Raw genomic sequence first — 24,051 nt, forward strand, 5'->3', positions numbered from 1 at the left:
CTTTCAGCTCTGTCTCCCAAAAAGCTTGCCAAAAAATAATTTCTCACCTCGCGGAACTTCCACCAATCCCCCAAGTCTTATCTAGCGTGGTTGATGATCACAACTTGCTAGCTTTCCCCTGAGTTAGTGAAGTCTCCAAGCCAGTGCACTTCCCCTAAGACGCTCTGGATACTTAATGCCCAGCACAGTGTAAACTGTAGCTGGGTTTTTTTATTGTTCCTCTGCGCTGGTTATTTCCTCTGCCGCGATAATTTCAAGCCAGCCGTTTAATACTTGCTGTAATTGGTCGAGACCAGTACGTTTCAAGGCAGAAAACAGTTGTACCGAAACCAGGTCAGCCATGGGTTCCAGCTCTTTGCGTACCTTTAGTAGAGAGGAATTAGCCGGCCCTTTTTTTAATTTATCGGCTTTGGTGAGCAAAATATGCACTTTCATGTCGCAACTTTGCGCCCATGACAGCATCATCCGGTCAAAGTCCTGTAACGGGTGGCGACAATCCATCAATAAAATCAGGCCACACAGCGATTGCCGCTGGCGCAGATATTCTTCTAAATGCCGCTGCCATTTTTCTTTGACTTCCATCGGTACTTTGGCAAAGCCATAACCGGGTAGGTCTACCAGGCGCTGCTGGTCACTGAGAGTAAAAAAATTAATCAGTTGGGTGCGCCCCGGCGTTTTACTGATACGGGCCATACGCTTATTATCAGTGAGCGTATTAATGGCACTGGATTTACCGGCATTCGAACGGCCTGCAAAAGCAACTTCCAAGCCGGTATCCGGTGGGCAGCTGGCTAATTTAGGTGCGCTGGTTAAAAACTCAGCGGTCCGAAAGTTAATGATGGGTGTGGTCAAGAGGGGCCTTTTGCTAGATTTAGTCAGTGAGAATAAGAATGGCCATACTACAGGGATGGCGATAGGATGCCAGTCTTGTGTATAATGCCGCCGTTTTTGCGGTTCAGGCTATTCTATAAGGGTTGGCCGCTATATCAAACGAGATTATGACGGATAATCAGAGGAATGGTTAGATGAAGAAATTGCTTCTCGCAGCATCGTTAGTTGGCTTGGTAACTGGCAGCGCAATGGTGCAATCTGCTGATCAGGCAGTTGTGGATCGCTACAGTAAAACCTGTGCTGTTTGTCATACTGCCGGTGCTGCTGGCGCCCCCAAAACCGGTGATGCTGCCGCTTGGGCTCCTCGCTTGGAGAAGGGTATGGACACGTTGGTAAGCAGTGTAGATAAAGGTATGAACGCAATGCCTCCAAAGGGAATGTGTTTTGATTGTAAGCCTGCAGATTTTGAAGCGTTGATTGAATATATGGCTGCGGGTAAGTAAGACTTTAGCGCGCCACAAAATATTAAAGTTGTTTATAAAGTTATAGTGGAACAATTATGAAAAAACTATTGGTAAGCTTTTTAGTGCTGGCAGGTTTTGCTGGTGCGGTAAATGCCGGCGATGCTACTGCAGGTAAAACAAAGGCTGCAGCTTGCGTAGCTTGTCATGGTGAGGGTGGTAATAGCCTCGCGCCGAATTTTCCAAAGCTGGCTGGGCAAAATGCTCGCTACTTGCTTAAGCAAATGCAGGATATTCAATGTGGTGCACTAAGTGAAGCGGATCAAGCGACGCAAAAATGTAATGGTCGCACGGTTCCGACTATGGCTGGTCAGCTAGATAGCTTTAGCAAAGAAGACCTGGCAGATATCGCAGCTTATTACGCAAGTCAAACCATTAGTGTCGGTCAGACAAGTCCTGATCAGGCCGCTAAAGGAGAAGAAATTTATCGTGCAGGGGTTCGTACTAAAGGTGTAGCCGCGTGCTCGGCTTGTCATTCGCCAACAGGTAAGGGCAACGAGTTAGCCGGTTACCCCAGTTTAGGTGGCCAGCATGCTGATTATATTGCAGCACAATTAAAAGCATTTCGTGCCGCGGCAGATGGCTTGGCTGGTCGTAGTAATGATGGTGATACAAAAATCATGCGCGATGTAGCGGCCATGATGAGTGATAGTGAAATCACGGCTGTAGCTAGCTATATTACTGGTTTGCACTAGCTCGAATAATGAAAAAAGGTGGCATTAGCCGCCTTTTTTTTTTAGTTAGTGTTAATCAAACTCGATAAACAATAATAGATTAGGGAACCGGGAGCGCGATACTGGTTCTTAGTATAATCAATTGGGTGCTGTAGTTGTTACTATGCACTTCTAGCAGAAAAATGGAGTCAATATGAATCGTCGTATCAACTTTCGTAGTCTTATAGTTGTCGCGCTGTTAGTGCTATTAACGCCGGTAATGGCAGTGGCACAAGAACAGTACGTCGCTGGAAAAAATTATATCGTGCTGGATCAGCCTGTACGTACACGCGATAGCAGTAAAGTAGAGGTAGTCGAGTTATTTTGGTACGGCTGTAGTCATTGCTATGCCTTTGAACCGTTAATTAAACAATGGAAAAAACAACAGCCTGCTGACGTCGATTTTTGGCAGTCACCTGCAATGTGGAATGGGGCGATGAAAACCCATGCCCAGATGTTCTTTGCTACCGAAACCATGGGTGTTCGGGACAAGGTACATGATGCAATTTTTACCGCCATGAATGTTGAGCGTAAGCGTTTTGCCAATGTTGCAGAAATTGCTGATTTCCTTGCCGACTACGATGTCGATCCGCAGCAGTTCACCAAGACGTTTAATTCTTTCAGCGTAAATAGCCAGGTTAAGCAGGCGGACGCCCGTGCCCGCAGTTATAAAATCAGTGGCACGCCAGAAGTGGTGGTTAATGGTAAATATCGAGTCTCGGCAAGTTTGGCAGGTGGTCAGGCTGAAATGCTCAAGGTAGTAGATTTTCTGGTTAACAAGGAGCGAGCGGGACTTGCCGCGAAGTAACAAGCTAGCTTGGAAGTCTAAAGGCCGCTATTGATATAGCGGCCTTTTTTGTTTCAGGGCAGTTGTTACTGATTAGGATAACCGGTCTATACTAATTCTCAGCATAATTAATTCGGGTACGGCTATGAATCGTAATACCAGTGATTGGAAGGATAAGTATCTGGACGCGCTTGACGAACAGGAGAAGCGGGATCGTCAATTCAAACAAATGATGACGCTACTGACCAAAGGCATTATTCGAATCAGCATGGTGGCTGAAGGGATAGATGGACAGCTAGATAAGCAATTGGCGGGGATGCGCCAAATGTTTCGTGATGGCAGTCCGTCGCGGCGAGATTTAAATACCGTCATTGATGCTTTGGAGGGCCAGGTTAAACGGATTGATACGGTTAAAACTGAGCGTGCCAAAGTCATAGCGTCGGCTTTTCAATCCCTGGTGTCGCAATTACAAAGTTTGAAGCCTGAAAAAGAAGCGGCGCAACAATTAAATCAACTTGGTAAAGTGATCAAAATACGCAGCGGGAAAATTCAGGAATATTCAGCGCTGATAAATGATTATGTCAGTGTGCAACAAGAAGTATTGAACGAGCGAAATATTAAGCGGGTAAGCAAACCCTTTTGGCATCAGTGGTCAGCAGAAAAAAACCTTGCTGATGAAAAAGAACCGGTGGTGAAGAACGGAAAAAAAATAAGTGACAAAGATGAAAATAATAAAGCTATTCAGGTAGTAGAAAAAAAATCGTCAAAAGAAACCTCAGCAGAAAAAATTAATGATGGATTAGACCTTGCTGATCAGGTGGTAGCACCTCGCGCTGAAATTAATGCCGACGCAATGGGTGAAGAGCCTGCGTTTTCCCGATTAAATCAAGCAATATGCGAAGTATTGGATGAACTTCTCCAGCAAATAGAAGCGCCGCCAATGGCCAAGGAGAATTATCAAGCCGCCAAAAGACAAATTGAGAAAGGTTTAAATTGGTATGAATTGGTTCCTACTTTAGAAGACATTAGTATCGTTGTTGTATCGGCCTTTCATAATAATCAAAAAGATTTTGAAACATTCTTAAACCAGTTAAATGATCGCTTGTCGCAAGCATTTGAATTTATTAGTGCCTCGGGCAATTACAGGGGGAGGGATTTAATGCCGGCCGCGAGCTAAATGAATCTATGCGCGAGCAATTTAGCGCTATTCAGCAGAGTGTAGAAGCCGCCACCGAACTTGATCAACTGAAATCGGCAGTGAGTACGCGTTTAGAACAAGTCGTCGCGTTGATGGATAAACACCAATCCGGCGAGGTGTTGCGCGAACAGAGTCTTTCTGAACAATTGGATGCCTTGGTTGCCCGAGTCAAAAATATGGAAGCTGATTCTGCCCAGGCTGAGGAGCGAATAGAAGAGCAGCGTCAAAAAGCACTGCGGGATGTGTTGACCCAACTGCCCAATCGGGAAGCGTATAACCAACGTTTGGAGCAGGAGTGCGAGCGTTGGCAGCGTTATGATCGACCCTTAACCATGGCAGTTTGCGATGTAGATCATTTTAAACGAGTCAATGATACCTACGGTCATTTGGCAGGTGATAAGGTGTTACGCATTATTGCTAAAACTTTACGTAAGCGCTTACGTAAAACAGATTTTATCGCCCGTTTTGGTGGTGAGGAGTTTGTCGTACTGATGCCAGAAACCGAGCAAGCGTCTGCGCTCAAGGTGGTCGAGGGCGTCAGGGAGGCTATTGCCAGTTGCCCTTTTCATTTCAAAGAAAAACCAGTGACCATTACCATGTCTTTTGGCGTTTCAACCTTTAGTGGTGAAGATAATGGCGAGGCGGTCTTCGCGCGCTGTGATAAGGCGTTATATCAGGCCAAGGAGCAGGGGCGTAATCAGAGCGTGGTGGCCGGACAGCCAGTGATCGAATTGTAATAGTTCATCATTTCAGGCGTTCTCATCGGCTTAAGTCGCCGTTAGATAAAAGCCAAGCTTTAAAATTGATTGCTCACAGTGCAGCCCGGGGCCCACAATATATAGTGGTTAGTTAGTAATTCGATACAATATAAAGCTCGTCGAAAATGAGTGCACCATAAAAAGGCGCCAAGTGTCTCAAAATAAAATAATGTGACGGGAAAATTTACATCTTGGGCGATTGAACAGAGGTCTTGTAGCTTAGGAAGATGGTTTGTGTCTGTGGAGGGTAATAGTGGGCAGCAATGTGAGTCTAGTGTCTCATTTTGTTCCTCGGCTGTAGGGTGTAATCATGAAAATCACTGCTATTCATCACCCGTACCCGCCAGCTGGATCAGTTAGCCTGTTTAAGGCGACGGATTATTTTACACAACGCAACTAATGGCTTGTAGTTTGTGCGACCTGAAGATGAGACAGCTGCCTAAGTTATTGATTACTAATGTCTAATAGTTTGTTGGCATCAATATTGGATAGTGTACGAGGCAATAATGATTTAGTAGCGGTTTTTTGACACTCATGCCAGTAGCTGCATTCATTGGCTGAGTAACAAAATTATTAAATCATTAATAAACGTTTGAAACTTCTTAAATAACAATAAGGAAGGCAAGCGCCAAACCCATCGTGAGGTGGGGACGGAAAGCCTACGGGTCTTTCGAGTAATGTTAAACAGGGATGACAGTGTTCTGCTGCTATTGAACACTACAAGGAATTTACTCATAAAGACGGCCGGGTTGTTACCCTTCTTCGAGAAACCTCGAGGAATATAAAATGAAAAAATTAAATACTGTTCTTGCTGCTACTGCTTTGGCTCTTGTAGCTGCTCAATCTCAAGCTGCTTTGTTTGACGTATCTGTGGCTATTTCTGGTACTACTAGCGGTGCTGCCATTGGTGGTGCAACTGGTTCAACTACTGGCTCTGGTTCAGGTACTTTAGATACCGGCACTGGCGTGATTAGCTTTTCATCCGTCTCTAATGCCACAACTCCTGTGACAAATGCTTTTGTATACGGTGTTGCTACTGTTGATACTATCGGATTGAGTTCAAGTACAACTGCTACCGACTGTGTTGAAAATGGTGGTCTTTTACCGACATGCCCTAATGTACCACTAAATGTTAGTGGCCCAATTGGTAACCTTAGTGAAGTATACGGTGGTTCAGCTACTGGTACTGGCGATATCTTTACTCTGGTAGCTGTTGGTGACCAAGGTTCAGGTATTACTTCTAACAACTCTTACACCTTTACTATTGGTGCCGAGCAGGTTTCTGAAGTGCCAGTACCTGCAGCTGCTTGGTTGTTTGGTTCTGCAATCGTAGGCTTGGCTGGTATCGGTCGTAAGCGTAAGGCTTAATAGCTTTGTTAGCTAAATAACAGGTGTCTGGATTTATTTTCCATAACCTGTGAAAAAACCCTGCTAGAAATAGCAGGGTTTTTTTTTGCAAATGATAATTAAAGCTGACATGTTAAATATTAACTGGGCTAAAGATAATTAGTTGAATTATTGCAGAAGTGGAAGGTATTTGCGGTGGCGTAAGTTAAATGAATATAGTTACTATATAGCTTGTATATAATAAGTCACATAGTAGTGTCGCTCTCAGTGTAGTTGTTATTGTTGATGAAAATTAAAAAAAATAAAATTAAAAAAATACAGAATAAACGAGTTGTATTTAAGCCGGCGCCTAATCAACAAGCAGTACAGGTTATCTACGCGGAAGCGTTACAGTATGTTTTTGATACATCATCAAAAACCAGTGATTGGAATCTTGTTGAATTTCAGGCTCTACAGCTTGCTGAACAACTGCCTAAAGAAAATATAATCCAGCTAATTTTAATTGAGGCGTATTGTAATAGTTTTCGGTTTGATAAGGCTGAAAAGCTGATAGATCCTTTGCTTAAATTAGCCCGGCTGGATACTGACTCCGCTGTCGTCATTGCCAAGTATTATCGGGCCAGCAATCAGCCAGAGAAAGCGATTGATGTATTAGAAAAAGGTATTGTCCGCAGGCCTGATAGTGTTAGATTGTTAGATGCGCTGGGGTCCTGTTATAACTTGATGGGGAAAAAAGAGCGCGCTTTAGAAGTCTACAATAAAGTTACCAAAATAGATTCGGCATTTAGTCAGTCGTATTGGCATCGGGCGCACATTCAAAAGAACAGTTTTCCCCAGCGTGACCTGGATAGTATTAAAAAACTATTGGAAAGTAAGTCTTTAACAGAAATAGACAGGGCTAGACTTTATTTTGCGCTGGCTTGGGGTTATAGCAATGAGCCAGAACAACATTTTAATGAATTACATAAAGCGAATAAGATCATAAGTGCTTTGCGTCCTTGGTCTATTGATGCCGAGCGTATAAAGTCTGAGAAAGTTAGGCAGTTTGTCACGAGAGATATGTTAGAGGCGTGCAAAGGCTCCGGGTATTCTGATAAAGCGCCAATAATTATCGCATCAATACCTCGTTCTGGCACTACGCTTCTGGAACAAATTTTGGGTGCCCATACTGCGACTTATGCCATCGGTGAGTCACAGCCTTTTTACCAGGCAATTAACGATACAGCATTTGAATTTAGAGCAAATGAAAATTATTGGGGTTGGTGTCAGCCACAGGAATTTAACAAGTACTTTCCTGCACTCTATAAATCTTATTGTAATCATGGGTTCGTGCAAAAATCGGGGGATAAAAAGCCAGTAGATAAGTCGATGAATATGATGCATTACCTGGGTATATATTTAGCAGTTTTTCCTGATGCTAAAGTAATTCAGTTAATGCGAGATCCAATGGATGCGTGTTTGTCTGCATATCAACTTTATTTTCCTAATGGAAATGAGTACACATTTTGTCAAAAGTCATTTATTCAATACTATAAATTATTTGAAGAAGTAATGGCTTACTGGAAAGATTTATTTCCGGAAAATATTTTATTGGTTGATTATGAATCTATCGTCGAAGACCCTCGTGGTATGACAGAGAGAATATTGGGTTTTTGTGGGCTTGAATGGGAAGAGAATTGCCTGAATTATCATAGTACCGAGCAAATAATTAGGACTGCTAGTCATATGCAAGTAAAACAACCCGTTTATAAATCGGCTGTGGCTAGATGGAAAAAATATGCGCCATATCTTCAAGAGGCTCTGGAAGAGCTAAATACTCCGCTAATACCTGAAGGGTAAGACTTTTGAAAAAGAAAAAGAAAAGCGCCAAGAGCAATCCCAAGCATAATATTCAGCTTAAGCCAAACGAAGCAGTTATATGCCTTCCAGTTGAAGATATTGTAAGTAGAGCTAATCATAGTTATCAGTCAGGGAAGTTTTTAATGGCAGAATATGTGCTTCAGCAGCTTATTGACACTATAAAACCGCTTCCGCTAAGTGCGAGTATATTATTATTAGATGTCTTCAAGGCTTCTGCAAAGCTTGATAAGGCATGTGATTTTGCAAAAAAATTATTGATTGATTATCCAGAAGATCCGAAAGTATTGCGTGCCAGTGCTAGTGTGCAACAATTGTTGGGCAATAGTGCTAATAGTCTGGGTTTACTAGAAAAGGCACTGGAGATTAATAAAGATCTTTGTCCGACGTACAATCAGTTAGGCCATTTGTATATATCTATGTCTGATAAGATTCAGGCAGAAAAATCCTTTAAAAAAGCCATTAACAGCGGGCCAAACAGGATCGGTGGGTATTGGGGATTAGTGCGTGTTTTAGGGGGGGATACACCTGAAAAATATATTTTGGCGGTAAAAAAATTAGAAAATAAACTTAAAGGCAGGCATGAAGAATTAGCTTATTTGAACTTTACCTTAGCAAAATATTATGAGGAAAGAGATAGTAAAAAAAGTTTTACTTTTTTTAAAAAAGGGAATTTAGCGATAGGGAAAATTCGGCCATGGAATTTTGAGCAGGAAAGTGCACGAGTGGAAAAACTAATAAATTTCTTTAGTGCCGATCGTTTAAAAGAACTTCATGCTAAGCATCACTCAGATTATAAAGCCGTATTTATCGCATCAATGCCACGCTCTGGAACTACATTATTAGGCCAAATACTATCCGCGCATAGCCAATTACAATCAGTTGGAGAGAGTGATGCATTTGATCGGGCAGTAAGTGCTGTTTCAGTCTCTATGGGGCGTTATCCGGATGTCTATAGCTGGACGCCGATGTCTATTTTTGAAACGATGTTTAAAAAAATTGATGAAGCGTTTATTAATAGCTATTTGATTAAGTCCGCTAAAGGTTGCGTTGTAGATAAATCAATGAGTAACTCATTTCATATTGGTTTGATTTTGAGCATATACCCTCAAGCTCGTGTGATCTGGCTGCAAAGAGACCCTCTGGATACAGTTCTGTCTTGCTATCAACAACTATTTGATAAAGGCAATGCATTTGCTTTTGACCTGTCGAATTTAGCGCATTATTACCAGTTGAATAATAAAATCATGAAGCACTGGAGTTTACTATTCCCCAAGCAAATTTTAATGGTTAATTATGAAGCTCTGGTTTCAGATCAAGAGGCGGAAGCAAAAAGAATTATTGACTTTATCGGATTAGAATGGGAGCAAGGCTGTTTGAAGTTTTATGAAAGCAATGAGGTTATTAATACGGCAAGTGACCTCCAGGTAAAACAGCCTATCTATAATTCTTCCGTTGGGAAGTGGCGGCCTTATGCCAAAGATCTTGAAGAAGCGGCATTAATTCTTGGGGTTGATGTAACTTGAGCAAGCTATTAGTTTTGGTCGGTACAGAGCTAACTTTAACATTTTAGATATGCTGGGCATCAGGCGTGTGAATTATTCACATTTTTATCAAAGTTTTTGTTTAAATTGCAAAATACACGGCGATATTTTGACGGCTGAAGCAGGGTAAGTTTTATTTTGTCATTATGGTTAAAATTTAATTATTTGCTTCTTGTAGCCGCTTTACCTATGTGAGACATTTGTCTAATATAGGCTGCTAATAAATTATCCAGTTCTCAATAAAAGTAATAAATAAAGTATATATATTGCAGTTCCTGATTTCGTTTAATAATAAATTATAAAGATAAAACAGTCGGAGAGTTATAGAATGAAGCGGTCTTTTAGCCGGCAGCTGTCGGTCCCTCATCGTTTTTTAAATTCAGCAGTTGTTATCCCAGCTATCTTCTCGGTTTTTTATGTTGCGCCTGTATTTGCACAGGACTCCAAGGGAGGGTTTGCAATCGAAGAAGTGGTTGTAACCGCTCGTAAACGAGAGGAATCCATGCAAGAGGTTCCTGTGGCGGTGTCGGCTTTTTCTGCAGAGGGTTTGAAATCATTAGGTATTACCAATGTTAAGGATATGGAAGGCATCGTGCCAGGCTTGAATATGGGTGGCGGTGGTAATGGCGCCAAAGGCGATGCAAGTCCTTATATTCGGGGTATCGGTCAGCGAGAAACAAAAGTCACAGTTGATAGTGCCGTTGCTACTTATCTTGACGGCATCTACTTGTCGCGTTCGGCGGGCTCAACTTTGGACGCGCTTGATGTGCAAAGTATGCAAGTGTTACGGGCCCACAGGGTACTTTATTTGGCAAAAATACTACCGGCGGCGCCATTGTAATTACCACGGTAAAGCCAGGCGCTGACTTGGGTGGTCATCTGGATGTCACTTACGGAAATTATGGTCGTCAAAATGCCAGAGCGACCGTAAATATTCCTTTAATTGATAATACGTTATATACCCGCGTTACCTTGGCAAGTACTCGCCGTGATGGTTTATATGAAAACGTCATTGATGGCACCGCCTGGAATGATGAAGACCGTCTTGCCGGTATCGTTCAAGTGCGCTGGGATGCGTCTGAGGATTTGGTCGCTGACTTATTGGTCTCTGCTACCAAGACCAGACAGACTCCTCGCGGTCAGAAGTGTGAGTTTTTTGGTCCGGAATTTGGCTTTAATGGTAAGGCGCCCCTTGAGGCTATTTACGATTCCGAGGCTGCTGTTACAGCTCAACAAGAATGTGAGAATAGCGGTATAAATTTAGAGTTGGACGAATTTCGTAGTGAGCTTAATGCGCAGTCAGATATTTTTGAACAGGGGCGCTATGAAGTTGATACTAATTTGGCAGGCTTAACGTTGTCCTGGGGTCTGGGAGAAGCTTTAGGCTTTGAAGACTTGAACATTAAAAGTATTACGGGTTTTCGCCGTACTCAGTTGAGTGCTGATGAAGATCTAGATGGAAGCTCTGCAGGTCTTACAGGCAGGGTTGCCCCTGAGGATAATGTTACTGATCAGTACAGCCAGGAGTTTCAATTTATTGGTACTGCCATGGATGGTCGAATGAATGTGACCTTGGGTCTTTATGCTTTTCAGGAAAAAACGGACGATGATTGGTTGCAATCGTATGCTGGGCTGGTTGAAGGTTCATCACAGCCAAATAGCTTGTTGTTAGCACAGTCGCAATTAACGGAGCGTAAAACTGAAAATGAAGCCTGGGCCGTTTTTTCTCAAGTCGGTTTTGATATTACTGAAAATCTTGAATTAACACTGGGCCTTCGTTACACCGATGAAACCCGACGTACCGATTATCAGGAAGCAGAAGTTTATTTACCGAGTATTGGTAATGGGGATTTTTGTCCCGGAGGCGGCTGCAGTACCAAAATTGGCTCAGGACAGCTACATCTGTTTTCGGCATCTGGCTTCACGCCTTTCAATAGCTGGCAGTATGGCTTTGATGCTAACGCCAATGGAAATTTAGAGCTACGTGAATTGGGGAATTTTGGTCAGGACAGTGCCGAGCGTTCAGATGACGATTGGACGCCAAGTGTGAGTTTGAAATATCTGGTAGATGACGGCCTTCGAGATCTCTTGTCAATCGATGATGGAATGATTTTCTTCACCTATAGCGAAGGCTTTCGTTCAGGCGGTGTTGTGGTTGCCAATGGTGATTTCGACAATAATGGCCTGAAAGATATGAGCCAGTTTGAGCCAGAGTATGTAAAGAACTATGAAATAGGTCTCAAGCTTGAAGCATTTGATAAGACCTTGCGTGCAAACTTCGCAACGTTTTTTACTGACTATGAGGATATTCAAGTAACGGCTATTGTGCCCGACCGTATCGGTATTCCTTTGCCTGCAGTTGAAAATGCCGGTAAGGCAGAAATTAAAGGTGCCGAGGCAGAGATTACTTATGTGCCTTTTGATAGCTTGCGTTTTACCACCAGTATTGCCTATACAGATGGCGATTATTTAGAGTACTCCGTTGATACGGCTGACTTGGTTGGCAATGTAACCGTTGTTGATCGGTCTGATGAGCCTATGCCACGTATAGCGCCCTGGACTGCATTTTTGGCAGTGGACTATTTCATATTTACAGATAACTGGGGGACGTTTGCGCCGTCAGTAAATGTTCGCTACACCGATAAAATTTATGGCGGTTTCGATCGTGCAGGGTTTTTAGTGGCTGATGAGGTTACCTCACCGGAGACTCACTTTGTTGATGTGCGCTTAACATGGAGTTTGCCAGACGATCGCACGACTATTGCATTTTGGGGTAAAAATGTAGAGAACAACGATGATTACACTAATGGTGGTGTGCCACTAATTAGTGTTAACAGAAGCACTGGTACCGTTTATGCGGACCCTCGCACTTATGGTGTCGATATTTCTTATGTATTTGGTGATTAAAATTGGGTAACGATACATAAATATAAATCAATAAAAGTATAGGAAAGCTGCTGTTGAAAGACTAGCTGGCAGGAGAATAAAAAGATGAATACTTTAAGTAAAAAACAAGCTCTGTCGCAGAATAATTTGGGCGTCGCCGTGAAAAAAAACTTTGTTAAACCTGCGCTGATTGCAAGCCTATGTACGACATTTTTTATGGTTGGCTGTAGTGATGAAACGGATAGTTTTGGCGAACCACCTCCCGCACAATCTTCGGCTTCAGTTCAAGGTGCTGCAGTTAAAGGCCCAATTACGGGTGGCGAAGTGGCTATCTATCGTTATGACAGTTCTGCTGCAGATTTTAAGGGAGAGCTACTAGATACCGGTGAGACTAATGCGAATGCAGAAATTGTCGGCTTGGAAATTCCGGTAAGTATCACCGACGAGGAAAATTTCCTGGAACAACTATTTATTATCGAGGTTACAGGTGGGACGGAATTGACGACAGGTAATGCGCCTGTTATCGAATCATTACGCGCCATCGTGACAGGACAAGATTACAGTACTGACTCCCCTTTTTACGTTACGCCATTAACTACTTTCATGCTAGCAATCCTAAGTAATGATCGCACTGATGAGCCAATGGTAATTAAAATTAATAATGCCCAGAATAGAGCGCTGGCTGCTTTTGGTTTTGGCTTATTAGATAATGTTCGTAATTTAGCGGTCCTGCCACCCATTATTACCGAAGGGGGCGACGCATCTAAAGCACTGGCATACCGTACCGCCATTGAAAGTTTTTCGGCTATTACGCTTTTATTGAAACAGCAAGCGTTGATTGATGCCAGCATAGACGTTAGTGCTGATGAATTAATTCGTCAGATGGCGGCAGATGTCGTGGATGGCACGATTGATGGTGTTGATGAAAATGGCGGTAGCACCCTCACCGCGTTGTCCGTAATTGCCAATCTTCAGGCAGTAATCACGTCGGATCCAGCAGCGCTTAAAATACCAGGCACAAATACATTAATTTCAAGCCTGATTGATATTCTGGTTCAGGAATCAAGCACCGTTGCCCCAAGAGCGGCTGCTCCAGTGGTAGCAAATATTACATTGCCTGCAACTAAAGCTGCAAAAGGCGGTGTTAATGACGTGGACGGTGATGGCGTTATTGATGGTTATGATCCATTTCCGAATGATGGCACGAGAAGTATAGATGCAGATAAAGATGGCTTCGCGGATGATGCCGGATTATCCGATCGCGACTTGTTTCCAAATGATCCTACTGAGTGGGCCGACAGGGATGGAGATGGTACCGGTGATAACGGTGATGCTTGTCCTGATGATGCCAGTGAGCAATTAGATACTGATGGCGATGGCGTTTGTGATAACACAGATTACAACCCTACCAATCCTGCAATTAAAATTATTTGTGACGATACTTCGCTTTCTATTAGCATAAGAACGGCCGCTAATTGCTTCCAGGATTCCGATAACGATGGCGTTATTAATCCACTTGATCGCTTCCCTAACAATCCGCGCGAGAACGCAGACACTGATCAGGATTGGCCTTTTCCAAATCAGCTAGATGGTTTAGAGGATGGTGATGGCTATGGTGATGCAAGTGACAAGTGCCCGAGCGATCCAACAGAGCACCTTGATACAGATAACGATACCGTCTGTGATGGTAAAGACCGTTTTCCTACTAATCCTCTCGAAACCAAAGATACCGATGGAGATTGTCCAGCGTTGTCAGATGGTACCGATGGCTGCGGTGATAACCTGGATAAAAATATTTGTTATAACTTTATTACCAATACCGTAGTGGTTGGTGCTGCATCTGGTAGTTCAAGTGGCATCGTTGGTAAAGCGATGCGGGATACCTATTTAGACTTTATTCGTATCCAGGAGGCCGGTAATCCAATTACCGTGGTGACAAATGCATTTGTATGGCAAAAGTTCTACATTGATACGGCAGTGCCTTCCAATTCGCGCAGTATTATTCTTCAGTGCACCGAAAATGGCGGCATTTTACCTACCTGTCCTAACCTGATTTTAAATACCTTGGCGCCAATTAATGATACTGGTGAAACTGACTTGATCGCGGGTGCACCGGCAGTGATAGCTCCATTGCCAGCGTTTACTATTGATGACAGCTCGGGCCCTGATTTAATGGATATCGTTTTCGAAGCTCGCACAATAAAAAGCGGGGGTGTGGTAACAACAGGCACAACATTTAATTTAACGAATGGTCGTGTTATGGAACCAGGTGAAATCTGTTTAGATAATAATACTTATAATTATAACTGGAATGCGTTAGCAAAAGACGATAAAGCCTTAATCCCTTAAGGCAAACGTTGAGTTAATAATTCTCAATCTAAAAATGCCCTAATCGAATGATTAGGGCATTTTTTTATATTTCAGGCGGGCATTATTCAACTTACTTTAAGTCTAGCTAACATTTGTTTATTGTTTATTGTTTATTGTTTCTTTGTGGTATTTGAGACGGGTTATATTTAGGCGAATGTTGAGTTACAACCTATTCCACAGTAGATAAATAGTAGGCTATGGCTGAGCGTTAAGCAGTATTTGTTGTAGCAACAGTAAATCAGCAACATCCAGTCGATCATCGCCGGTAACGGGATATAAATCACCGCGATTAATGGCTGCTGTATCCAGCAAGGCGTCACCAGTTAAGTATTGTTGCATGATTAACAAATCTGCCAGGTCAACAACGTGATCGCCATTAACATCGCCGGCCATGCCTATGGTAACGTTCAATGTAATCGATGCTTTATTCACAGGGAAAGCTCCCTGGCTATCAGTTACTAATGCGCTAATAGTATGAATACCATTGCTAAGAGAGGCGTTAATAGATGCTCCCATTCCGAGAGCGCCATCCACATCTGATAGCCACTGAACATTACTACCAAGATCGCCATCTTCAATATCATTGGCAGTGGCGGAAAAATAAATTTTGGTCAAAGTATCAAAAGCTGCGGCAGTTTGAGGGGTATTAATCACAACCGTTGGTGCTGCATCCGCCGGATTGCTGCCGTTGCTATATTCTTCGAGATTAGTAAGACCGTCACTATCCAGGTCTTCACCGGGACTATCAATTCCGTATAACGCTTCCCAGGTGTCTGCCATACCATCCATATCACTATCCGCAAGAATATTAAGCTGGATCGAGGGTGTTATAGTCGGGGTAGCACCATCACTATCAGTAACAGTTGCTGTGATGGTATGTTGTCCTGCACTTAAGTTGATATTGATAGCGCTTCCGGTTCCGAGGTTGCTATCCAGGTTAGAAAACCACTGCGTATTCGTCGACAAATCGCCATCTTCGGGATCATAGCTATTAGCCATTAATGTCAGCACATCGCTTTCGAGAAATTCAGCATTATTTGTAGGTGAAATAATGCTAACAACGGGGCCATTAGCTACCTTCATGGTGACACTATCAGTAGCGATAAAACCAGTACTATCGGTAACATTGGCGGTAATGGTATGAGTGCCGAGTGACAGAGACGCGGGTGATGTGATTGCCCCGTCAATATCTGAAGACCATTTTATCGCCGCTGATAAATCCCCATCTTGAAGGTCGCCTGCCTCAGCTATTAGATTGATAGGGGGTTGGTCGGCATTAGTGATGCCACCGTCTATAGGGTTGAAGATTGAGACTTCTGGAAGATCCTCAGGCTGGGCTAAAAACTGGGTGACCAGACCCAAGTCTAACCGAGGGTGAATTTGGGCGGGGTTGGGACGGGTATCCGTAATTGCCACACTATGTGTAATGAGTAAGCTTTTCATGGTGGCCAGATCAAGACTATTGTTGTGCGCTTTTAATAGCGCAAAAGCACCAGCCACATGCGGTGCCGCCATAGACGTTCCGCTTTTACCCCCATAGCCAGCGTTGGGTAGCGCAGAGCGGATCCCTTGGCCGGGGGCGAGAATATCCAGTAGCGTTGCTTCCGTGTTGGACCAACTGCTCACTGCATCATTCGTGTCACGAACACTGCCAACAGCAAATACACTGCTGACACAGGCAGGGCTACCAATTTTGTCGAGTTTTGAGTTATTTCCTGAAGCCGCCACCAAAGCTACGCCTAAATTGCTTAGCGTGTTGAGGGCCGAAGCATAGTAAGTATCGGTATCACAAGCGCTGGCATAGCTGCCGCCACTAAAGCTCATATTAACTGCTGCAATATTGTAATTGGCACTAGTGCCATCGACTAGATCAGCCAGATACTCCAGCGCTGAAAAGGTATCAGACGAGAAGGAAAGGATACAGGGGGCTTTGCCAACACCGCAGTCAGTTTCTGTGGCAAAGCGACTAAAAATTTGAATGGCAATGATACCGGCTTCTGGGGCAATCCCGGTAACGGACCCATCGCTACCGGCGGCAATCCCGGCGACATGGGTACCATGGGAACAATCGACATCGGTGCATTTAGTCAGTGCTGCAGCGCCAGTGCCATATTGGGTGATTTGTCGGTTAGGCTGAGAGCCGCCATTGGGGCACAGGTTGCTTGCTTGATAATCAGTGAAGTTAGTAGAAAAGCAGGCTTCAGTGATCATTCGGCCACTAAAAGCGGAATGGTTGCCATCAATACCGGTATCCAGAATGGCAACAATCGCGCCATTGCCTTTCAGTTGATAATTATGGGACACATCAGCGCTGATTAGCGCTCGGGATTGGACTAACGCAGGTGATAGCAAGGTGTCTTCAAAGATACGGTCGATACCCTCGGTAGCTATTAACTCGTCTAATTCTGCGGCATTAACCGAATAGACACCGCCGCGATAATTTCTGAACTCACGTAAAGGGGCAATTTCTTTCTGTATAAGTTTGCTAAGGATTCGGTCACGTATGGGTTTAAATCGAGCCTTTGCGGGTAGCGGTCCGAAACTATCCTCATGAGTCACAATGACTCTGACCTTGTTGCGTTGCTGCGCAATCTCTATCAGCCGCTCATACTCAGGGGCTTTAGTAAGGCGCTCAGCCGAACCCGCGGCGAAGCTAACTCCAGGTTGGGAGAGCAGCAGCGCGGTAATGACCGAAACCGCATGAAGAATACATTGGTACTTGATTTTCATCAGTGCCATCCAGTTATCGTGCTTTTTATTATTGTTTGAACTGTATTCTATTTGATCAAAAACGATATAACTACCAACTAATTGTTCTAAGTAGTGCTAATAGTTAGCAGTATTTGGGCGTGACGCTATGAAACGCTTGGTATTAGTGGCTATGGGTTCAACACATCTACTAAGCTAGGGTCAATCGCGGCGCTGGGGTTTATGGCTGTTTTTCTCGAAGCCGATTCGTACTTAGCATTCCCGAATGCAACAATCGGGAGTCAAGTTGCGTCTCCTTTCGCTTGAAATGTCTTTAATCAGGAAAAGTACTTGCCGATTTTGCGGCCGTTAACTCGACCGTCCATAGGATTCAAAGCACGAAATAAACAGTCACACTAAGCGAATGAGTAGCCTATTCATTGTGCAAGAACACTTTAATAGATAAACCGTACTATCCACATTCAAAAGATCGTCTATAGTATTGTTTAGATTGGATTTTTTAATATTTGGCATTTATTTTGCGATATTGTTTAAAAAACATCCAGCTTATCTTCGTGAATAGTTAACAGCGGCCTATCGGGCCTATTGTGCAAGCGTCTCACCCTGTGAGACTCTTTGCGGCCCTTGAGAAAGGTAGCTTGAGAATACGTAGTGGAAACTAATAATGAAAATGAATAATGGTTTAATTCGTACGCTGGCCTGCCTGGTTGGCTTAGTACTTTCAGCGAATGTATTGGCTGAATCCTCATACAAAATAAATCCCGGCGACATATTGCGTGTTGATGTCTGGAATGAAGAAAGTTTGACCCGGGAGATAGCCGTGCAGCCCGATGGATATATCAGCTTTCCCTTGGCTGGCTCAATAAAAGTTGGTGGCAATACCAGCCCTGCTGCTGAAGCAGCTATCGCCGAAGCTTTAGGTAAATACTTAAAAGATACGCCAACAGTAACCGTGGCAGTACAGCAGCTATTAGGCAATAAAATTTATGTGCTGGGTAAAGTAAATCGCCCTGGTGAATACCCGATAAATCGCCCGACCGATGTGATGCAGGCGTTAGCAATGGGCGGTGGTTTAAATGCTTTTGCAGCAGAGAACAGCATCAATGTGCTGCGTCGTATTAGCACCGGTGAACAAATTGCCATTCCCTTTGAATATGCCGAAGTAAAAAGTGGTGATGAACTGCAAACCAATATAGTGCTGCAAAGCGGTGATATTGTCGTCGTGCCGTAGCGGATAGCCATGATGAACCAGCACACACAAAATAATAAATAGTGGCAACCTTGTGAAATTATTCACCAATAAAATTTTAGCTTTAGCTGCAGCGGGGGCACTGATAAATGCTGCGGTTGTTGATGCCACCGAATATGCGTTAGAGCCTAGTGTAAAAGTTTCGACTGAGCACAATAATAATTATCGCTTACAGGTCGATAATACGGAATCGCTATTCGGCTATACTGTTACCCCTAGTATTAATGGGCAGATCAATGAAGAAAATTGGAATGTCGCATTAGATATTGATTTGGATTTTAGCCGTTTTAATCGTACTGAATTAAATACGGACGATCAAAATGTTAACCTCTCTTATGTAAAGCAAGGCGAAACCTATTATGTCAATGTCTTTGCCGGCTTGGTTAGGGATACTACACGCACCAGCGAGATTGAAGATTCAGGTCGTGTTGGAATAGTTGATCGACATGAAAATTATTCATTAGGTACTTCTTCGGCGTATATATTTGACGAATCTAATCGATTAAATTTTTCTGTATCAGCGGTAGAGTCAAAATACGATGCGATAGGTCGAACTGATTATCAATATTTTCAAGGGCAATTAGGCTGGGAGCATACTTTAACTGAAAAATTGTCGTTAAGCGTAATCGCTAACACGTCAATAATTAAATATGAACCGGTGGACGCGTTAGTCGCATTTCAGCAAACGATTAACTTCTTTGGGCAATTGATACCCATTGGTGACCCAGAGATCTTTCAGCAGAGTAGAGAGTCAACTACCGATAGTGCCGGTTGGACGGCCCAGATAGATTACAAACTTACTGAAAAGCTTAAATTCACAGCATCCTATGGTGAGTCCGATACTGAAACAAGTTATGAGATCAGTGACCCGGAAAATGCATGTTCTAGGGCGGAACAAGACCCTCTCTTTATTCCATTGAATTTTAATTTCTGTAGTCTGGTCGATCCAGAAAGCAGCGTTGCGAACTGGGATGTTAATACTGAGTGGGCAAATGAGCGCCAGGAGCTTAGTCTAACCTATAGTAATAGCTTGCAGCCTAGCTCTGATGGGGTGGTCATTGAGTCCGAAAGAGTGCGCTTAAAATGGGCCTATGCGATTACCCAACATGGAAGGATAGCTTTTGATAGCACTTGGGGTGAAAATAAAGCGTTAGACGAGCCGTTGAACTCCGATGTTAGTAGTGTAAATAGGACGTTTTTAAATGCTGTTATAAGGTATAGACATCGTTTTGCTGAGCGTTGGTATGCAAATGTTGCTTTAAGATATAACAACCAAGAGCGTGAAATATTTAGTGGTGTAGCCGAATCGGGTGCTATTGAAGTAAGCGTAAAGTATCAGCCAGTCCAACAAAGCTGGTCACGTTAAAGATTAAAGAGATAATAACATGAACATGGCAGTAGAATTTGAAGAAGAAACTAAAGGCCTGGAAGAATACATTGGGGCATTTAAGCGTCGTAAAAAAGAATTTCTAATACCGTCGAGTGTAATATTCTTTATTGCGCTGTTTGCCGCCATGATGTGGCCTTCAACTTATCAGTCAAGTGCTACCATCTTAATTGAAGAGCAACAGATTCCTAAGGATTTAGTAAGCTCTACTGTTACTAGTTTTGCTGCGCAGCAAATAGAAGTTATTAAAGCCCGAATTATGACTATGCAAAATATAATGGGCTTAGTAGATAAATATAACTTACATACAAGTGATGAATTGCAAGCCACCGCAAGAAGTGAGATTGTGGCTAGATTTGTTGAAGATGTCGGGCTTGATGTACTGAGTGCGGGAGTGCTGGATCCAAGAACAGGTCGGCCAACAGAGGCAACAATTGCGTTTACTCTATCCTATAAGCATAAAGATCCAGCCAAGGCGCAAAAAGTAGCTAGTGAGTTGGTTAACTTATATTTAAACGAAAATCTAAAAGATAGGGCAGAAAAATCTTCTAGTACGTCCGTATTTTTAACGGAGGAAGGCAAGACTTTAGAAGCAGAGTTGGCAGCTTTAGAGACAGAATTGGCAGAATTTAAGCTGAAGAACGAAGGAAGCTTACCTGAACTTTATCAATACAACTTGCAGGTAATAGAGCGTACGGAGCGGGAGATGCTAGATGTGTCTCTGCGATTAAAAGAATTAACAAAGCGCAAGCTGGATATTGAATCTCAGCTAGTTCAGTTAAGTCCTTATGCGCCGACAGTAATGCCGGATGGGCAGCAGGTTTTGAGTGACTATGACCGGCTTAAATCATTAAAGTCAGCATATCGTCAAAAAGTTGCGGTCTATAGCGAAGAGCACCCTGATGTAATTCGGCTTGCGCGTGAAATTGAAGTTTTAGAGAAAGTGTTAGGAATAAGTCTAAGTCAGGAAGAGCTTGAAGAGCAGCTGCGGATAGAGAAGAATATTTTAAGTGAGTTGCAGCAACAGTATACGGGGACTCACCCTAAAGTAGTTGCCCAACAAAGAGTTGTGGATGATTTGGTTTTGAGCAAGTCTGATGCTCTTGAAAAAGGTGAGGCCGCGAATAGCAAAGACAATCCGGATAACCCCGCTTATGTGTTGATGGATACACAGCTTAAATCGGTCGTCGTTGAAATGCAGATACTGAATGAAAATAAACTAGAGCTTGCGGAAAAGCTAAAACGATATGAAGATCATATTCTAAAAGCTCCGATGGTAGAAAAGACTTATATTGCCTTGCAGCGTGATTATGCAAATGCAACGGCAAAATATCAGGAAATTAATGCCAAGCAGCGGGCTGCAGAATTAGGGAAAAATCTGGAACAAGGTCGAAAAGGTGAGCGTTTTACTTTGATTGACCCCCCGGCCTTGCCAGAGGAGCCAGTAAGCCCCAACCGTCCGGTCATTATTTTTCTGGGTTTTATTTTTTCTGTAGGTGTAGGTCTAGGTACCGTGATTGTATTAGAGGCATTATCACCTGCTATTCGGGGGAGAGATGCGTTGGCTGTCATAATGGGAGCGCAACCATTAGCAGTTGTGCCCTATATGAGTAATGATGAAACTGATGGTCATAAAGCGTCAAAGTGGTACAAATTAATAGCATTGGCTATCGTAGTAATATCTATAGTTATGTTGGCTTTTCATTTTTTAGTGAAACCATTAGATGTTACTTGGTTTATGATATTAAGAGCTGCTGGCTTAAGTTAATGGCTCATGGGTTTAATTGGTAACAGGTAAAAGTATGGACTATATACAGCAAGCAATAGATAAAGCTAGAGAAGAGCGACAGGGGAATATTGGTAAAAAATCCAATGTTGAGTCAACTGGTAATGTGAAAGCGGATAGTGGGGCTATTGTCGATGAAGGTGTCCCTTCAATTAATTACACTACTACTCGTCAAGTTAAGCTTTCAGGCGCTGTGCTCAGACGTAATCATATTATGGCAGGTTTTCAGCATGAAAAAGAAGCGGAAGTTTACCGGCAACTAAGAACTCAAGTATTACAAAAAGTACGGGCTAATAATTGGAAAACCTTAGCAGTGACTAGCCCAAATGAGTCTGCAGGTAAAACAACCACTGCGGTAAACTTGGCGATATCTTTATCAAAAGAAGCTAATCAAACGGTATTGTTAGTAGATCTTGATCTCGGTAATCCTAGTATCCATAAAGTTTTAGGCTTTGATGTTGAGGGTGGGCTGGTCGATCATCTGAATGATGAGAAAAATATTGTTGAGCTATTAGTTAATCCAGGCCTCGAGCGTTTAGTAATTTTGCCGAGTAATCAAGACGAGCGTTATAGCTCAGAGATATTATCTACACCAAAAATGCAATCATTGTTAAAAGATTTAACTTCACGTTATGAGTCTCGTATTATTATTTTTGATATTCCTTCATTGTTGGTTAATGATGATGCGCTTATTTTTACTCCGTACTTAGATGCGACATTGCTTGTAGTTGAAGACGGTGTTACGACTAGTCAAGAGTTAGAGCAGAGCTTGCAAATGCTGCAAGGAACTAACATATTAGGTACCGTTTTAAATAAAGCCGCTCATTTATAGTGTCTTAACTTGTTATGTATAAAAAACACTTTGGCTTAAAAGATAAACCATTTAATCTAATTCCAGATCCAGATTATCTGTATTTATCAGCAAAGCATCGTACTGCTTTAAGTCTGTTAGAGTATGGTCTATTAGAGACTGCGGCAGGTCTCAGTGTGATTAGTGGTGAAGTGGGTTCAGGAAAGACCACTCTAATTCGTAAATTGATGCGGCGTATAGATCACGGTCAATTAACTGTGGGTTTAATTAACAATACTAGTTTATTTCAAAATGATTTGATGTCTTGGGTGGCATCTACTTTTGGACTTCAGCATGAAGGGATGGACAAAATTCAAGTATTTCGTGAGTTTCAGAAATTCCTTATTGCTGAGTATGCACAAGGTAAAAGAACGGTGCTAATTGTAGATGAGGCTCAAAATCTTGGTGGGAGCGCGTTAGAAGAATTAAGGATGCTAACAAATATTAATGCTGACAGAGATCAGTTGCTCCAGATCATTATTGTTGGCCAGCCGGAGTTATTAGAGGTTTTACAGAGACAGGAATATGCTCAAATTGCACAGCGTGTATCGGTTGAATATCATTTAGGCCCACTTGATTTAGAAGAGATTCATGGCTACATACGCCATCGACTACAGGTTGCGGGGGCAAGTGGTGATATATTTGAAGATGATGCTATAAATGCTATTTATTTTTTTACTGGAGGAGTGCCCAGATTAGTGAATACTCATTGTGATTATGCTTTGGTGCATGGGTATGCAACGGGTAAACTTATTATTGATATGGATGTTATTATAGAAGTGATGAAGGGGCGAAAAATTGGTGGTATTAATCGTTTTGTGAAAGATGAGGCACAAGCAGAAGCTGTGAGGGAATCAATTTTAGTTTCAAAGGGTGTTGATTTGGCCACTGTGTTATCTACATAAATGAAATAATAAAAAGCAAATTCTTTATATGATTTTCGGATCATGTTAGTAGGTTTTAAGGGGGAGTCTCTTAATCCCTAGAGATGTTAGAGGTCTAAGATTTTTACTCGCTTATGCCAGGTTATTCAAAGAGGCGAAAGCAGAACATAAGAAATAACTATTACGAATTTTGTTAATTATAAAATTATATTAAGTGTAAACTTTTATTGTTAGCAGTCAGTGGTTACGGTTCTAATAAAGAAGATTGATTTAACAAAAATTCTGTCGAGAAAATTCCGTATTTCAAATTTGGGCTATCGAATTTTTGAGGTTTATTAAACTGATAGTCTTTCTGATTAAAAGCTATTTATGCG

General features: G+C 42.6%; 18 protein-coding genes and 1 riboswitch. Of the genes, 16 read left to right on the plus strand and 2 right to left on the minus strand.

What is annotated here, in order from left to right; all coding sequences use genetic code 11:
- Positions 1 to 210: 210 nt before the first annotated feature.
- Positions 211 to 852 carry a ribosome biogenesis GTP-binding protein YihA/YsxC gene (gene yihA / locus UNITIG_RS12660; RefSeq protein ID WP_101758704.1) on the minus strand — a complete coding sequence of 214 codons (642 nt, stop codon included), beginning with the start codon at positions 850 to 852 and terminating at the stop codon, positions 211 to 213.
- A 173-nt stretch (positions 853 to 1,025) separates the two neighbouring features.
- Between yihA and UNITIG_RS12665 the strand changes: the two genes are divergently transcribed.
- The 11 genes from UNITIG_RS12665 (at position 1,026) to UNITIG_RS12715 (ending at position 14,791) form a co-directional block, all read left to right on the plus strand.
- Positions 1,026 to 1,334, plus strand: a complete 309-nt coding sequence (locus tag UNITIG_RS12665) for a cytochrome c5 family protein (RefSeq protein ID WP_101758705.1) — start codon at positions 1,026 to 1,028, stop codon at positions 1,332 to 1,334.
- A 56-nt stretch (positions 1,335 to 1,390) separates the two neighbouring features.
- Positions 1,391 to 2,047 (plus strand): cytochrome c, encoded by a 657-nt coding sequence (locus UNITIG_RS12670; protein WP_101758706.1) that lies wholly within the window; start codon positions 1,391 to 1,393, stop codon positions 2,045 to 2,047.
- 172 nt (positions 2,048 to 2,219) lie between these two features.
- Complete coding sequence (locus UNITIG_RS12675; RefSeq protein ID WP_101758707.1) at positions 2,220 to 2,873, plus strand: thiol:disulfide interchange protein DsbA/DsbL; 654 nt, start codon at positions 2,220 to 2,222, stop codon at positions 2,871 to 2,873.
- 124 nt (positions 2,874 to 2,997) lie between these two features.
- Positions 2,998 to 4,029 (plus strand): hypothetical protein, encoded by a 1,032-nt coding sequence (locus tag UNITIG_RS12680; protein ID WP_101758708.1) that lies wholly within the window; start codon positions 2,998 to 3,000, stop codon positions 4,027 to 4,029.
- 8 nt (positions 4,030 to 4,037) lie between these two features.
- On the plus strand, positions 4,038 to 4,787 hold the full coding sequence (locus UNITIG_RS12685; protein WP_101758709.1) for a GGDEF domain-containing protein: 750 nt from the start codon (positions 4,038 to 4,040) through the stop codon (positions 4,785 to 4,787).
- Positions 4,788 to 5,425: 638 nt separating this feature from the next.
- Positions 5,426 to 5,565: riboswitch (cyclic di-GMP riboswitch) on the plus strand.
- Positions 5,566 to 5,594: 29 nt separating this feature from the next.
- The gene (locus UNITIG_RS12690; RefSeq protein WP_101758710.1) at positions 5,595 to 6,176 is read left to right on the plus strand and encodes a VPLPA-CTERM sorting domain-containing protein; all 582 of its coding nucleotides are present in this window, start codon (positions 5,595 to 5,597) and stop codon (positions 6,174 to 6,176) included.
- A gap of 264 nt (positions 6,177 to 6,440) precedes the next feature.
- Positions 6,441 to 7,994 (plus strand): sulfotransferase, encoded by a 1,554-nt coding sequence (locus tag UNITIG_RS12695; protein ID WP_101758711.1) that lies wholly within the window; start codon positions 6,441 to 6,443, stop codon positions 7,992 to 7,994.
- 5 nt (positions 7,995 to 7,999) lie between these two features.
- Positions 8,000 to 9,538: a sulfotransferase gene (locus tag UNITIG_RS12700; RefSeq protein WP_145999163.1), complete on the plus strand. Its 1,539-nt coding sequence runs from the start codon at positions 8,000 to 8,002 to the stop codon at positions 9,536 to 9,538.
- 346 nt (positions 9,539 to 9,884) lie between these two features.
- Entirely contained in the window at positions 9,885 to 10,397 is a 513-nt protein-coding gene (locus tag UNITIG_RS12705; protein ID WP_101758713.1) for a TonB-dependent receptor plug domain-containing protein, read from the plus strand.
- Between the two features lie 26 nt (positions 10,398 to 10,423).
- Positions 10,424 to 12,463, plus strand: a complete 2,040-nt coding sequence (locus tag UNITIG_RS12710; RefSeq protein ID WP_159931150.1) for a TonB-dependent receptor — start codon at positions 10,424 to 10,426, stop codon at positions 12,461 to 12,463.
- 84 nt (positions 12,464 to 12,547) lie between these two features.
- The gene (locus tag UNITIG_RS12715) at positions 12,548 to 14,791 is read left to right on the plus strand and encodes a hypothetical protein (protein ID WP_101758715.1); all 2,244 of its coding nucleotides are present in this window, start codon (positions 12,548 to 12,550) and stop codon (positions 14,789 to 14,791) included.
- A 216-nt stretch (positions 14,792 to 15,007) separates the two neighbouring features.
- Here UNITIG_RS12715 and UNITIG_RS12720 read toward each other — a convergent pair whose 3' ends face one another.
- Positions 15,008 to 17,542 (minus strand): S8 family serine peptidase, encoded by a 2,535-nt coding sequence (locus tag UNITIG_RS12720; RefSeq protein WP_159931151.1) that lies wholly within the window; start codon positions 17,540 to 17,542, stop codon positions 15,008 to 15,010.
- Positions 17,543 to 18,185: 643 nt separating this feature from the next.
- On the opposite strand from UNITIG_RS12720, the gene UNITIG_RS12725 reads away from it, so the two are divergent.
- Genes UNITIG_RS12725 through UNITIG_RS12745 form a run of 5 tightly spaced genes read left to right on the plus strand, consistent with a single transcriptional unit; the run spans position 18,186 to position 23,698 of the window.
- Entirely contained in the window at positions 18,186 to 18,752 is a 567-nt protein-coding gene (locus UNITIG_RS12725) for a polysaccharide biosynthesis/export family protein (RefSeq protein ID WP_101758717.1), read from the plus strand.
- A gap of 52 nt (positions 18,753 to 18,804) precedes the next feature.
- Positions 18,805 to 20,136 (plus strand): hypothetical protein, encoded by a 1,332-nt coding sequence (locus UNITIG_RS12730; RefSeq protein WP_101758718.1) that lies wholly within the window; start codon positions 18,805 to 18,807, stop codon positions 20,134 to 20,136.
- Positions 20,137 to 20,155: 19 nt separating this feature from the next.
- On the plus strand, positions 20,156 to 21,925 hold the full coding sequence (locus UNITIG_RS12735) for a GNVR domain-containing protein (protein WP_101758719.1): 1,770 nt from the start codon (positions 20,156 to 20,158) through the stop codon (positions 21,923 to 21,925).
- A gap of 34 nt (positions 21,926 to 21,959) precedes the next feature.
- Positions 21,960 to 22,775, plus strand: coding sequence for a CpsD/CapB family tyrosine-protein kinase (locus UNITIG_RS12740; protein ID WP_200821287.1), 816 nt, complete (start codon positions 21,960 to 21,962; stop codon positions 22,773 to 22,775).
- Positions 22,776 to 22,789: 14 nt separating this feature from the next.
- Complete coding sequence (locus UNITIG_RS12745) at positions 22,790 to 23,698, plus strand: ExeA family protein (protein WP_101758720.1); 909 nt, start codon at positions 22,790 to 22,792, stop codon at positions 23,696 to 23,698.
- The last annotated feature ends 353 nt before the right edge of the window (positions 23,699 to 24,051 follow it).

The sequence above is a fragment of the Oceanicoccus sp. KOV_DT_Chl genome, assembly GCF_900120175.1.
GTDB lineage: Bacteria > Pseudomonadota > Gammaproteobacteria > Pseudomonadales > Dasaniaceae > Oceanicoccus.